This window comes from Brevundimonas diminuta ATCC 11568 (genome assembly GCF_000204035.1).
GTDB classification, from domain to species: domain Bacteria; phylum Pseudomonadota; class Alphaproteobacteria; order Caulobacterales; family Caulobacteraceae; genus Brevundimonas; species Brevundimonas diminuta.
In genome coordinates, this window is record NZ_GL883086.1 from 773796 (window position 1) to 787145 (window position 13350).

Annotated in this window: 15 protein-coding genes; 3 read left to right on the forward strand and 12 right to left on the reverse strand. The window is 67.0% G+C overall.

Features of this window, described 5'->3' with window-relative positions; genetic code table 11:
- From BDIM_RS07490 to BDIM_RS07535, 10 genes are all read right to left on the reverse strand, one after another.
- Positions 1-848, reverse strand: an 848-nt coding sequence (locus BDIM_RS07490; protein WP_040345412.1) for an efflux RND transporter permease subunit, incomplete at its 3' end; no start/stop codon positions are given.
- Positions 845-2131: an efflux RND transporter periplasmic adaptor subunit gene (locus tag BDIM_RS07495; RefSeq protein ID WP_003164967.1), complete on the reverse strand. Its 1287-nt coding sequence runs from the start codon at positions 2129-2131 to the stop codon at positions 845-847. The genes BDIM_RS07490 and BDIM_RS07495, both read right to left, overlap by 4 nt.
- Positions 2128-3381, reverse strand: coding sequence for a TolC family protein (locus BDIM_RS07500; protein ID WP_046652886.1), 1254 nt, complete (start codon positions 3379-3381; stop codon positions 2128-2130). The genes BDIM_RS07495 and BDIM_RS07500 overlap by 4 nt, the downstream gene beginning before the upstream one ends.
- 116 nt (positions 3382-3497) lie before the next feature.
- On the reverse strand, positions 3498-3863 hold the full coding sequence (locus tag BDIM_RS07505) for a hypothetical protein (protein ID WP_003164969.1): 366 nt from the start codon (positions 3861-3863) through the stop codon (positions 3498-3500).
- Between the two features lie 107 nt (positions 3864-3970).
- Positions 3971-4210 carry a copper resistance protein CopC gene (locus BDIM_RS18430; protein ID WP_248601232.1) on the reverse strand — a complete coding sequence of 80 codons (240 nt, stop codon included), beginning with the start codon at positions 4208-4210 and terminating at the stop codon, positions 3971-3973.
- A 576-nt stretch (positions 4211-4786) separates the two neighbouring features.
- A complete protein-coding gene (locus BDIM_RS17145; protein ID WP_248601208.1) occupies positions 4787-5602 on the reverse strand; it encodes a copper resistance protein B in 816 nt (271 codons plus the stop codon).
- Positions 5603-6183: 581 nt separating this feature from the next.
- Entirely contained in the window at positions 6184-8016 is a 1833-nt protein-coding gene (locus BDIM_RS07520) for a copper resistance system multicopper oxidase (RefSeq protein ID WP_003164971.1), read from the reverse strand.
- A gap of 137 nt (positions 8017-8153) precedes the next feature.
- A complete protein-coding gene (locus tag BDIM_RS07525) occupies positions 8154-8711 on the reverse strand; it encodes an RNA polymerase sigma factor (protein WP_003164972.1) in 558 nt (185 codons plus the stop codon).
- 5 nt (positions 8712-8716) lie between these two features.
- Positions 8717-9160 carry a periplasmic heavy metal sensor gene (locus BDIM_RS07530; protein ID WP_003164973.1) on the reverse strand — a complete coding sequence of 148 codons (444 nt, stop codon included), beginning with the start codon at positions 9158-9160 and terminating at the stop codon, positions 8717-8719.
- Positions 9160-9429, reverse strand: coding sequence for a hypothetical protein (locus BDIM_RS07535; RefSeq protein WP_003164974.1), 270 nt, complete (start codon positions 9427-9429; stop codon positions 9160-9162). Before BDIM_RS07535 ends, BDIM_RS07530 begins: the two co-directional genes overlap by 1 nt.
- Positions 9430-9673: 244 nt before the next feature.
- Between BDIM_RS07535 and BDIM_RS07540 the strand changes: the two genes are divergently transcribed.
- The 3 genes from BDIM_RS07540 (at position 9674) to petA (ending at position 12035) form a co-directional block, all read left to right on the forward strand.
- Positions 9674-10831: an acyltransferase family protein gene (locus BDIM_RS07540; protein ID WP_040345415.1), complete on the forward strand. Its 1158-nt coding sequence runs from the start codon at positions 9674-9676 to the stop codon at positions 10829-10831.
- 11 nt (positions 10832-10842) lie between these two features.
- Entirely contained in the window at positions 10843-11307 is a 465-nt protein-coding gene (locus tag BDIM_RS07545; protein WP_040346703.1) for a YybH family protein, read from the forward strand.
- A 182-nt stretch (positions 11308-11489) separates the two neighbouring features.
- Positions 11490-12035 carry a ubiquinol-cytochrome c reductase iron-sulfur subunit gene (gene petA, locus BDIM_RS07550; RefSeq protein ID WP_040345418.1) on the forward strand — a complete coding sequence of 182 codons (546 nt, stop codon included), beginning with the start codon at positions 11490-11492 and terminating at the stop codon, positions 12033-12035.
- Between the two features lie 93 nt (positions 12036-12128).
- Here petA and copD read toward each other — a convergent pair whose 3' ends face one another.
- On the reverse strand, positions 12129-13055 hold the full coding sequence (gene copD / locus BDIM_RS07555) for a copper homeostasis membrane protein CopD (protein ID WP_003164976.1): 927 nt from the start codon (positions 13053-13055) through the stop codon (positions 12129-12131).
- A 3-nt stretch (positions 13056-13058) separates the two neighbouring features.
- Positions 13059-13350, reverse strand: a 292-nt coding sequence (gene copC, locus BDIM_RS07560; protein WP_040345419.1) for a copper homeostasis periplasmic binding protein CopC, incomplete at its 5' end; no start/stop codon positions are given.

The window sequence follows — 13350 nt, forward strand, 5'->3', positions numbered from 1 at the left end:
TCGCCCTCGCCGTTCAGCTCAGCAATGCTGCGTCGCATCTCCGGGCCGATCTGGATGGTGGCTACATCGCCCAGCGTCACGGGCACGCCATCGGCTGCGGTGCGGATCGGTATGGCGCGGAAGTCGTCCAGATCGGTCAGATAGCCGTTGGCCCGGACCATATATTCGGCCTCGGCCAGTTCCAGCACCGAGCCGCCCGCTTCGCTGTTGGCGCGCTGGACGGCCTCGACCGCCTGCTGATGCATGATGCCGTAGGCGGCCAGTTTGATCGGGTCCAGAACGACCTGATACTGCCGCACCATGCCGCCGATGGCCGCGACCTCGGCCACCCCCGGCACGGTCTTGAGCTCATAGCGCAGGAACCAGTCCTGTAGGCTGCGCAACTGCGCCAAATCGTGACGCCCCGTCCGGTCGACCAGGGCGTATTCATAGATCCAGCCGACGCCGGTGGCGTCGGGCCCCAGTGCAGGCCGAGCGCTGTCGGGGAGCCTGGACTGGACCTGGCTGAGGTATTCCAGCACCCGCGAGCGGGCCCAGTAGAGGTCGGTTCCATCCTCGAACAGAACATAGACATAGCTGTCGCCGAAGAAGGAGTAGCCGCGCACGGTCTTGGCGCCCGGCACCGACAGCATGGTGGTCGCCAGGGGATAGGTGACCTGGTTCTCGACGATCTGCGGCGCCTGGCCGGGGTAGCTGGTGCGGATGATGACCTGGACGTCCGACAGGTCCGGCAGGGCGTCAACCGAGGTGTTCCTGACCGCCCAGAGTCCTGCGACCAGCAGGGCCAATGCCGCCATCAGCACGAATACCCGCGCCTTCACGGAGGCTCTGATAACGCCGGCGATCATTGACCGACCTCCTTCTTGGCCGTCACGGCGACCGAAGCCGCCGGGAGCGTGGCGCCGTCGATGGGGCGCGCCTCGACACCCGTCAGGCTGGCCTCGGAATCGATCAGGTACTGGCCGGAGGCGATGATCTTCTCGCCAGCGCGCAGGCCCGCCAGGATCTCCGTCTGGCCGTCGCTCTCGCGTCCGATGCGGACCTGGGCCGGCTGATAGCGGCCGTCCGGCAAGGCCAGCATGACGATGTCGCGCTGCCCGGTGCGGATGACCGCCTCGGACGGCACCAGAAGCGCCGGCGTCGTCGCCCCGCCGAAAACAACCCGGCCGAACATGCCCGGCCGCAGACGTCCGCCCCGGTTCGCCAATTCGATGCGGCCCGTGAAGGTCCGGCTGTCGCCCGAGACCTCCGGCAATAGGGCGCTCAGGCGGCCGGTGAACCGTTCGGACGGAAAGGCCGACAGGGTCGCTTCGACCGACTGTCCGACCCTTAGTTGCCCGGCGAGGGCCTCTGGGATGGCGGCGTTGAGCCAGACGGTCGACAGGCCGCTGATCTCGGCCAGGGTGGCGCCCTGCGTCACGCTCATGCCGGACCGGACCGCCAGGGTGCGGATGGCGCCGGCCGTCGGGCTGGCGATGGTGATCGTGTCGCGTGGCCGCTCGCTGCGTTCGACCGAGGCGATCAGGCTGTCGGACATCCCCATCAACACCAGCCGACGCCGCGCGGCCTGGGTCAGCGCGGCGTCGCCGGTGCGCCGCACCGCCAGATACTCCGTCTGGGCCCCGCCCCAGCTGGGGACCAACAAATCAACCAAGGGCGCGCCGGCAGCGACGACATCGCCGGGCGCGCGTCCATAGACCCGCTGCACGAAGCCGTCGGCCCGTGACTGTACGATCGCCACGTCTCGTTGATTGTAGTCGATCACCGCCGTAGCGTTCAGATCGCCGCCGAGGGTTCCCACACGCGCCGTCGCGAACCGAACCCCAAGGTTCTGGGTCAGGGCCGGGTCGATGCGCACGCCGCTGGACGAGGGGCCAGTATCGCCCTCGTCGGCGTATTTGGCGACCAAGGCCATGTCCATGAAGGGCGACGGTCCCGGCTTGTCGAACTTTTGGTCCGGATACATCGGGTCATAATAGTAGAGGACCTTGCGGTCCCCTGCCCCGTCAGCGGAAGGGACGCCCGCGTCGCCGGATCGCTGACCAATCACCACCCCGGCGCCGACGCCGATTCCTACCAGCACCAGAGCGCCCAGGGCGACGCCGAGACGATTGTAGCTGAACCCGCTCATCGGTCGCTCCCATAGGTCAGAGTGATTTCGGCAGCGTGACGCCTCACCGCCGCCTCCTTGTCCAGCGCGTCCAGCCGGGCGTTGGCCACGGCGGTGAAGGCCTGGACGATTTCAACGATCCCGATCCGACCGGCGGCATAGGCGGCGGTCTCCAGGTCAGACTGCCGCATGACAGCCGGCAGGATGACGTCGCGCGCCCGGGCCCACTGATCGTGATCCATGGCGTGCTGGGCCAGATCCCGCTGCAGGTCCGCCTCCAGCTGACGTCGCACCGCCGCACGCTCGGCTCCCACCCTGCGCGCGTCGGCCGACCGCGCGGCGATCAAAGGCTCCTGGCGCTGCCCCTGAAACAGCGGCAGACGCACGCTGGCGCCCACCGAGACCATGTCGCCGAACGCGGGGTCGCGCCGCTGATAGCTGGCCTCGACCGACCAGTCCGGACGCCGTCCGGCCCTGGCCAGGTCGAGCTCGGCCTGGGCCCGTCGATCTTCGGCCTCGTAGGCCTTGAGCATGGGCAGGACCTCAAGGCCCATGCGCAAGGCCGCCGGATCCGGCGCATCCAATGGCGGCGCGCCGTCCGGGGTCGGCGCCGGGTCACCGGTCCATCGGGTCAACACGGCGCGCGCGGCTTCCCTCTCGGCGAGCAGCCGGCTGCGTCGATCGTCCAGCGCCGCCTTCAACTGAATCGGCGCCAGGGCCATGGCCGGGCGATCCGCGCCCGACGCCACCCCAGAAGGGGCGGCGTCCCAGAGCGGTTGCAGCGCCGCCAGGATCTCGTCCACGGCCGCCAGCTTGCGGTCTGAATAATAGAGATCGATCCAGGCCCGGCCTGTAGCGATCCGCACCTCGCGCAACGTCGAGGCGTCATCGGCGACGGCTACGCCGATGGCGGCCTCAGCCACGCTACGCTCGGCGCGACGGCGCGCCCGGCTGGGCAGCTCCTGCTCGACGCCCACCCGCAGGGCGGTGAAGTCGTCATCGCCGAAACGGCCGGCCATGGGCCCGGTCACGGGAAAGCCGTCCAGTCCGAATTTGAGATTGGGATCGGGCAGGCGCCCGGCAGCGACCACGGCCGCACGGGCCGCATCAACGCCAAGAGCGCTGGCGCGAAGATCGGGCGCATTCTCGGCTGCGCGGGACAGCGCGGCCTCGAACGTCAAGGGCGCGGCCTCAGCCGCGACGCCCGGCAGACCGGCGACCGCGAGCCCGAGCACGGTCGCCCTGGCCGACGATTGGAAACGGGGGAGCATGATTTCTCCTATGAACAGCGCGCATCGGCCATGAACGGCGCGACGCATGGGGCATGACGATCCACCGAAATGACGAGGCCCGCCGCGGGGGCGTCCACGTCAGATCGAGAAGAGGTTCAGGCCAGCTGTTCTGGGGGAGAATAAAGCGGATCGGGTCCAGACCCGTGCCGCGAAACGTTCAAATGAAGAAAGGCGATCGCACCTAGCGTGATGGGCTGAGCGACCAGAACGAGCGGCGGAATCGGCGAGGCGACGGCAGCGCAACCCATCTTGGCCATGCAGTCCGGCGTCATGTCCTTGCAGCAGTCGCCGGGATTTCCGGTCGTGTCGCCGGCCATGTCCATGGTCTCGGCGCAGTCCAACGCCTCCGCCCCGACCCCGGCGTTGTGAAACAGCTGGATCGGCATGGCATGGGCCGTCGACTGGCCGAAAAATCCGGCCAGGGCAAAGATGAGCAGAACTGTGCGGAGAAGGTTCCACATCACACGGTCAGGTTACACGCTTTGAGCATCAACAAGTCAAGATCGCTCTGGAAGCTCCAGTCGGCCGGGCCATGACGGGCCCGAACCGACCGGAGCCAGGGAAGTTTCTAGTGGACCATGAAGCGGGCGACGCCGCTCATGGCGTGGCCGTCGGCGCCCTCGGCCGACCAGGCCAGAACATGATTGCCCTTTCCAAGCGCAGGCAAGGCGACCGTCGTCTTTGTGCCGGCCGCGGCCTGGACGGGAACGGCCGTCGGACGACCGCCGTCTGTCGTCAGCGTCAGGGACTTCAAGGTCATCGCGTGAGGAAAGGTGATGCTGAAGGCGGTCGGCGCACTCGAGGACATCGAGCCGTCAGCCGGCGAGGTCAGCACGCTGGCTGACGAAGGCGCGGCCATAGCCATCCCGCCATGACCCGCGTGGGGGTCAGCAACCTGGGCGGAAGCGGCGCCGGCAGAAGCCAGCATGGCTGCGGCGATCGTGAAGGGGATGAAATAACGCATCTTGGTTGTCTTCCTTGGTTCGGACTTAGTTCGGAGAATGATCCATGCTGGGCAGGTCCCGCATGGTCGACATATCGTGACCAGGCATATCGTGACCCGGCATGGGCGCAGATTGGGGCTTGGGTTGCGATGGGCTCACTTTCGGGGCCAGGGACGGATGTCCTGGCTCGCGCGCAGGCGCAGCCTTTACGGGTTCAGCCGCTTGCTGAACGACGACGCTGGCCGGGCCTGTCGGCTCGAGAGCGGAGGCAGTCTCCGCCGCCGAGGCGGCAGTCGGGGTTGTTGCAGTCGCGGCAGGCTCGACGACGGCGGCCGCCTCCTTGGGCGGTGGCTGTTCGGCCGCCGGCTGGCAAGCCGCCAACAGGCCTGCAGCCGCCAGCGCCGTTGCAATGTAAACCTTCATCAACTTCTCCTTAAAGCCTAGAACCAGGCCCTGACGCCGACCACCACTCGGGTGTCTTCGGCGCTTCGCCCTCGCGCTTCGGCGAAATCGCGCGTGTCGCCAAAGCTCCTGGTCCATTCGACCCCGACATAGGGTGCGAATTCTCGGCGGATCTCATACCGCAGACGGGCGCCGACCTGCAGGGTGGACAGGCCTGACCCGATCCCCAGCTCCGGGATGTCCTCCGCCGACAGGTTCACCTCCGCGCGAGGCTGAAGGATCAGCCTCTGGGTGATCCTCTGATCATATTCGACCTCGGCGCGCGCCGTCAGTTCGCCCTTGTTGGACAAGAAGGCCGCGGCGTCGACTTCAAACCAGTAGGGCGCCAGGCCCTGGACCCCGACGACAAGGTCAGTCCGGTCACCCTCGGGCCGATAGGTCTGCCGCAGGCCGGTCTGGAAGTCGAAATAGGGGGTGAAGGCGCGGCTGTAGAGCGCCTGGAGTTCAGCCTCCTCGAGTTCTCGCCCGAACTCGCCCTCGCCTTCCGACTTCCACCAGAAGCGGTGAATGTCTCCGCCGTACCAGCCCTGGGCGTCCCAGGCGTAGCCCTGCTCGCCGTCGACGGACGTCGCTTCCAGCTGGTCGATCATCACCGCGCCGACACGAATGTCGCCGTTTTCCGCCACCAGCACCCTGCGCGCCGCCCTCATGTCCTCGACGCTGAAGATCTGGTCCGCCACATGGGGAGGACCATACAGCGCGCCGGCCGGCGGCGGCGTCTGGGGCGGGCGTCCCGGATTGTCCGCGCCTGTCGGAACGTCCGGCGGCATGGCCATGCCGGCCATGCCGGACATGTCGTGCCCCGCGTGAGGGTCCCCCTGCCCCGAGGGCGGAGCCCCCATCGGCATCGTGGACATGTCATGCCCCGCTGTCGCCGGCGCGGGCTGGGCCTGCCCCATGGTCGACATGTCATGCCCCGCATGCGGGTCCGCCTGCCCTGCCGGCGCCGCACCCATCGGCATCGTGGACATGTCATGTCCTGCAGTCGCTGGCGCGGGCTGGGCCTGCCCCATGGTCGACATGTCGTGCCCCGCATGCGGGTCCGCCTGCCCTGCCGGCGCCGCACCCATCGGCATCGTGGACATGTCATGCCCCGCCGTCGCCGGCGCAGGCTGGGCCTGCCCCATGGTCGACATGTCGTGGGCGGCGCCCGCGGCTCGGGCGGGCACGGTTCCCGGGGGGCAGGCCGAAGCAGGAGATTGGCTCATTCCCGCGTTTCCCGTCGTCGCCGTCGTTGAACCCGGCGCGACGCATCCTTGCGTCGTCGGCGGCGCCTGGCGCGGCGCCGGCGAGGTCGCGCCGTGTCCGGCATGGGTCTGGGCCAGGGCGGGCGTCGCCGCCAGGATCAGAGGAACCACGGCAACTGAGAACCGGATCATGCCCCCTCTCCTTCCATCGGACGAATGGTGACGACGTTGAACATTCCGGCGTGCATATGCATCAGGAGATGGCAGTGGAAGGCCCAGTCTCCGGGGTTGTCCGCCGTGAGGTCGAAACTGACCTTGCCGCCGGGCGCGACATTGACGGTGTGCTTCAGGGGCTGATGCCCGTCCGGCCCGCCGGTGACGAGCTCGAAGAAGTGCCCGTGGAGATGGATCGGGTGGGCCATCATGGTGTCGTTGACCAGGGTCACCCGCACCCGCTCGTTCCGTTCAAAACGGATGGGTTCGACCAGCTCGCTGAACTTGCGCCCGTCGAAGCCCCACATGAACCGCTCCATATTGCCGGTCAGGTGGATCTCCATCGAACGGCTGGGCGCACGCCTGTCCTTGTTGGGCGTCAGCGAAACGAGGTCCGTATAGACCAGCACCCGGTGATCGACCTTCTCCAGGCCCTGCGGCCTTTCGCCCATCCGGTTCGCCGGCATCGGCGATATGGTCTGGACCCCTACGCCCACGGCCATATTGGGCGGCGCGTTCTGGGGATCGCGCATGTTCATGGCGCCCATGGATCCGTGATCCATGCCGGCCATAGCCTCCCCTGCAGGAGCGGCGGCGGCGGCGCCGTGATCCATCCCTGGCATGGCGTTGTGATCCATTCCGGCCATCGGCGCGGCGCCCATCCCCTCCATCCCTTCCATTCCGCCCATGCCGCCCATGTCCATGCCCATGTCCTTCATGGTCAGGGTCGGCACCTCGCGCAGCGGCGGAACCTCGGCCGTCATGCCCAGACGCGGGGCCAGGGTCGCTCGGCCCATGCCCGAACGGTCGATGGCTTCGGAGACGATGGTGTAGGCCCGGTCCTCGGTCGGACGAACGATGACGTCATAGGTCTCGGCGACCGAGATCTGGAACTCGTCGGTCTCGACCGGGCGCACGTTCTCCCCGTCGGCGTTGACCACGGTCATGGCAAGACCGGGAATGCGGACGTTGAAGATCGACATGGCCGAGGCGTTGATGACGCGTAGGCGCACCCGCTCGCCGGGCCGGAACAGGCCGGTCCAGTTCTCCTGCGGGCCGTGGCCGTTGATCAGATAGGTGTAGGTGGTGCCGTTGACGTCGAGAACGTCGCGGGGATCCATGCGCATGGCTCCCCACATCCGGCGCTCCGCGAGGCTCATGCCGTCCGCGCCAGAGAACAATCCCGCCAGCGTCGTCCGATGGCGATTGAAGTAGCCGGGGCTCTTCTTGAGCTTCGCCAGAATCTCATGCGGATGCATGAAACTCCAGTCTGAAAGCACCAGGACGTGCTCGCGGTCATAGGCGACCGGATCGGCGCCCGCCGGATCGATCACGATCGGTCCATAGTGGCCGAGCGCTTCCTGAAGCCCCGAGTGACTGTGATACCAGAAGGTCCCAGATTGCCGGACCGGGAACTCATAGACGAAGGTCTCGCGCGGCTTGATGCCGGGGAAGCTGATCCCGGGGACGCCGTCCATCTGGAACGGCAACAGGATGCCGTGCCAGTGGATCGACGTCTCTTCGTCCAGTTGGTTCGACACCGCCAGGCGGACGTTTTGGCCTTCGCGAAGGCGCAGAAGCGGCGCCGGAAGCTGGCCATTGATCGTCGTCGCCGTCGCCGTCCTGCCGTTGACGGTGAACGGCGATTGTCCAACCGTCAGATTGATATCAGCGCCCGTCAGCGTGGGATAATCCGCGCGTAGACCGGGAGATCCGGTCTGCGCCCAGGCTGGCAAGAAGCCCTGCAAGCTCAACAAGCCGCCGCCAACAACAGCGCCGCGCAGCAGCCTTCGACGATCCAGCGTCATTGCACAGTCCTCACCGCCTGTCCGTTCGGGAAACGAACCTGGCTCTCCAATAGGATACGCACGCGAGGCCTCCCTCCCCTCGGACGCCTGATACTGCAAATCCGGGACGCCGATTGGGTTCCGAAGGCGCCAGTTGATCAGGCTTCGTCGCGCAGTTGCTGCGCCAGCTTCTGGCGCGCCCGGGCGACCCGCATCTCAACGGCCTTGGCGGAGAGGCCCAGGATTTCCGCGACCTCGGCGTGACTGCGCTCCTCGATGGCGGTCAGCAGCAGCGGCTCCTTCAGCTTCGGCGGCAGTGCGGCAATAAGGGCATGCAGACGTTGCGCCTGTTCGGCGGCGTCGTATCTGTCTTCCGTGCCGGCCTGCTCGTCCGGTACGGCGAGCGCCTCCGACGACTGGAGGTCTGCCACGCCCATGAACAGCCGGCGGATTTTGCGACGACGGCTCCAATCCCGGCATTTGTTGATGGCGATCGTGCGCAGCCAGGCTTCGAACGATCGTTCCGGATCATAGCGGCGGATGGCCAGCCAGGCGGCGGCGTAGGCCTCCTGCACGAGATCATAGGTTTCATCGGCGTCGCCGACATAGCGGCGGACAAACCTGTAGAGACCTGCCTTGGTGTCACGCACGAGCGTTTCAAACGCCACGACGTCGCCGTGGGCCGCTCTCGTCTGCAGGGTTTGGCGCTCCTGCACGGAGGCTACTGAGCGTCGTCAGCCGTGAGCGCCGCGACAACGCTCCGGTCGAAGCGACGCGCCTGGGCTTCGTTCATCACTGTCCGCATCTCGAAGATATGGGCGATCGTCGCCTGCTGCAGCCCCCCCATGGCGTCATGGAAGTGGTCGACGGCCGGCTGAACCGCCCGGCTGTCGCCGTTGCTGACCCTGATGGCCTCGGCAAGCTCGCGATTGGCCGCCTGCACGCGAGATTCCAGCTGGACGCGCTGCCCGGCGAACCGGGTTTCGATGTCCTCGATCTCGGCCAACTGTTCCGACGACAGATCGAGATCCTTGTGGACGATCTCGTGCAAGGAAGGCGGCGCCTGCTTGTTGAGGACCCAGCTGGCGCCCGCCCATGCGGCGACCCCGCTCGCCGCGGCGGCGAGCGCGACCGTCACGGCGATGGACTTCCAGGCGATCGCCATCAGCCTACTTCCAGCCGCACCAGCGGCGATGTCGCCGCCACCGAGAAGATCGCCATCTCCGAAGCGGTCGTCTGCGCGAATGTCGCCCCGAGGCCGCCGTTGGCGATGCCGATCACAAGGGCCATGGCCACGGCGGCCAAACGAATCCGATCGGTGGCCTGCTGCGCCTGGATCGCTTTCACGCGGCTCCAGACATCCTCCTCGAGCCGATCTAGCGACACGCCGTCGCCGGGCGCGGCGCGCGCCAGCCAAATTCCGAGATCATCCATGATCGGTGCCTTTCGACGTTGTTACTGGGGATACGCATTACCCGGCGCTCATCCCTCAAGACGGAGCGGCCCAACTCGCTTTGACGCAAATCGAGGGGGACAAGCCAGACCGTGCGTAAGAGAATTAGAGCGGGTCTTCGCCGGGAGGGGCGAAAGCATGGTCATCGGAAGCCTAGCGCCAGCCGCCCCCGGCGGCGGCCCCTTCGTGAACGCGCGGATCAAATCCTCAGGAAAGGGTTGAATCATGTCGACGCCTGTTTCCCCCTCGGGACGGCATCCGTTTCCGCCTGTCATCGAGCCATTGACGAGCGTTCGCTTTTTCCTGGCGCTCGGGGTGGTGCTGTTCCATTATCAGCTGGCGTGGACCCTGCCGCCCGAGGCCTCGGGCCTGTTGAACCGGGCGCGCCTGGGCGTGGACGTCTTCTTCATCCTCTCGGGTTTCATCCTGACGCACGTCTACCTGCAGGGCGAGGCCGCTCCCCGCTTCGGGCCGTTCATCGTCGCGCGGTTCGCGCGCATCTATCCGGCCCACCTTTTCATCCTGCTGGCGATGCTGGCCATGGTCTTGGCCGCAGATTTCATCGGGATCGCCCTGCAGGGCGGGCGCTTCAACGTTCCCGACTTCCTGATGACGCTCTTCCTGGTCCAGGCCTGGTTTCCCAACCAGGACGCCGAATGGAACGGCCCCTCCTGGTCGCTCTCGGCCGAATGGTTCGCCTATCTGATTTTTCCGGCCTACGCCTGGATCGCGTTGAGGTTGAGACGCCGTCCCTGGCTCATCATCGGCCTCGCCGCTCTCCTGTTCGTGGTGCTCGACGCGGTCTATCGCGAAGTCTTCGGCCCCGTGCTGCCCCGCGCCGAGGGCAGCATGGGCGTCCTGCGCATACTCCCGGAATTCCTCTACGGCATCGGGCTCTATTATCTCGGCCAGGGCATACGCGTTTCACAAAGAGCCGCCCTCGTCCTGGCGGTCGGCTCCACCGGCCTCCTCCTGGTCGCCATGCAATACCCCCTGGACGACCGCCTCATCGTCCTGTTCGCGGGCCCCTTCCTCCTGGCGCTTGCGCTGCTCGCAAAATCCGGCGCCAGGACCTTCCTTTCCGCCCGCCCCTGGCTGTTCGCCGGCGAAGCCTCCTTCGCCCTCTACATGGTCCACATCCCGGTGCTCATGGTCTGGAGAAACGCAGCAGAGAAGCTCCACGGCCTGCCCTCCGACTACAGGATGAGCCCCTGGGAACTCGCCCTGCTCCTGGCCCTCTCGCTCGCCGTGGCCGCCTTCGTCCATGTGGCCGTAGAGCGGCCCGGCCGGCGCATCATTCGTCGGCTTTTCGCCCGAACTAACCCCACGCCCCGGCCCGAACCGGGACGTTTCGTTCACAACGACCAAGGAGAACCCCTTTGACCTATCGTTCCATGATCATCGCCGTCGCCGCCCTCGCCGCCCCCGCGATGATCACGGCGCCCGCGCTGGCCCAATCGAACGCAGAGGCCCAGGTGGTCGCCGTGCTGGATGGCTACCGCGTCGCGCTCGAGACGCTCGATGCGCCTCGCGCCGAAACCTTCTTCTGGCCCGACGCCCAGGTCTTCGAACAGGGCGGCGTCGAGGGAACCATCTCCCAGTATCTGTCCCACCACCTCGGCCCCGAGCTCGCCGAATTCTCCAGCTTCGCCTTCCAGGATCATGTGGCGAAGGCGACCGTCGTCGGCGACGTCGCCTATGCGACGGAGACCTACCGCTTCCGGATCGCGTTCAAAGCCGCCGGTCGCGCCCCGGTTGAACGGCGCGGCGTCGCCACGAGCGTCCTTAGACAGCGCGACGGCGAATGGCGTATCGTCAGCTATCACTCCTCGACCAGAGCGCCGCGACCGGCTTCCTGACACGCGCCGCCGCCCCCTTCGCGGCTCAGACGGTCTCTATTCCCGACCTCTCCCATGCGGTGGAGGTCGGGAACCGGCCCTTCCGGCGCGAGGTTGATCCGGCAGGATCAGTTCCAATGAAAAAATTGCGCCCCTCGTCACGCCGCCTCGGAACCCAGGGTCTCATCTCGAGAGGAACTTGAATGCCGCTTGCGGACAACAAGGCCGCTCTCTCCTCCCCGGCCCCCACGGAACGGCGGGACTTCATCCACGTCGCTGCGGGAGCCATGGCCGTCGGCGCCGTCGGCATGGCGCTCTGGCCCCTGATCAACTCCATGAACCCGGCGGCCGACACCCTGGCCCTCTCCTCGGTCGAGGTCGACTACGGCAAGGTCCAGCTCGGCCAGCAGATCGTGGTCAAATGGCGCGGAAAGCCGGTGTTCATCCGTCACCGGACCCCCAAGGAAATCGCCGAGGCGGTCGCGGATGACCATGCTGCGCTGCGCGACCCGGCGACGGACGCCAGTCGTCACAAACCGGGGAAGGCCGAATGGCTGATCCTGATCGGCGTCTGCACCCATCTCGGGTGTATTCCGACCTTCGGGACGGGCGACTACGGCGGCTGGTTCTGCCCGTGCCACGGCTCCCACTACGACACCGCAGGACGTATCCGGAAGGGGCCTGCGCCCAAGAACCTCTACCTTCTGGACTACGCCTTCCTGAACGAGACACGGGTCAGGCTCGGCTAGCGAACGCCCTCCCCTGCGCTGACGACGCAAGGGGAGGACATCATCGCTCCGAGACTCCTGAAGGCGACGCAGACCGTGTCGTGCGCTATGACGTCACATCATCATGGCGGCGGGCGGCGCGAGCGTTCCCATCACGGCGACGAGCCCCAGAAGAATGACCGCCAGGAGCGTCTCCAGCACCAGGCTGCGTCGCAGCGCCCTGATCGCCGACGACTTCTGGCTCTCATCTTCCAGGGCGCGATGAAGGCACGGCGTCAGGACGAAGCGATTGGACGCCGCCAGGGCCAGCATGCCGACGAAGACCGCCAGTTTCGCCGTCAGCAGAAGGCCGTAGGGCGTCGTCAGAAGCGCCCCCAACCGATCGGGACCGACCAGGAACCAGGTGTTCACCAGACCCGTCGCGACCAGAAGACCGACCGCGAGCGTGCCCATGCCGGCGAAACCGTGCAGAGCGTCATGGGTCAGCCGGTCCCGCTCCGGATCTCCATGAGGAATAGTCAGGAACAGGCCCAGCGCAGCGAGAGCCCCCAACCACATGGCCGCAGCGGCGGCGTGGATGACATCCGCCCCTAGGTGTATGACGCCCGGAGCGCCCTCGGTGGCGCCGCCGTGGCCGGTCCAGGCCAGACTGGCGCAAACCACCAGGCCCAGGATCGCGAGGCCAATCCAGCTCGCCCGGTTGGGCCGCAGCACAAGAAGCAGGACACCAGCCAGAGCCGAGACCACCGCTCTCGCCAGAAAGGCGCGGCCGATCTCCATGTCGAACGCCATATAGGCAAGGGACGCCGGTTTCAGCGCTTCCGCCATCGATCCCGCCATGACGGCGGTTTGCAGGACCAGAGCCGCGAGCGAGGCGATCGCGGTCGCGAACGCCGCAATCAGCAGCGTCTTTCGCGGCCATCTTTCGACGGCCGCGTCCGACGTGGGCATCCTGAAGGCGAAGAACAGGGGCACGCCCAGCAGGAGCATGGCGCCCAGATACTGCGCCAGCCTCAAAAAGACGACCGAGACCTCCAGCATGGCTTAGCGCACGATGAAGGTGGTGGAGCCCGTCATGCGGTGCCCGTCGGGCGAGGCTACGCGCCAGTTGACCGTATAGGCGCCGGCGGCCAGGGCGGAGCGCGGAGACCCGCTCAGGGTCTTGCCGTCCTTGGAGACCCGGGCCTGAACCGGAATGACGGTTCCCTGGGCGTTGGCAAGGTCAAATCCCGAGAAGGCCGGAGCCATGCGCTCGCTGAAGGTGAGGCTGATGGTGCGCGGGGCCGCCACCGTGGCGCCGGTCGCCGGCGTGGCGCTGACGAGGCGGGCGTGGGCG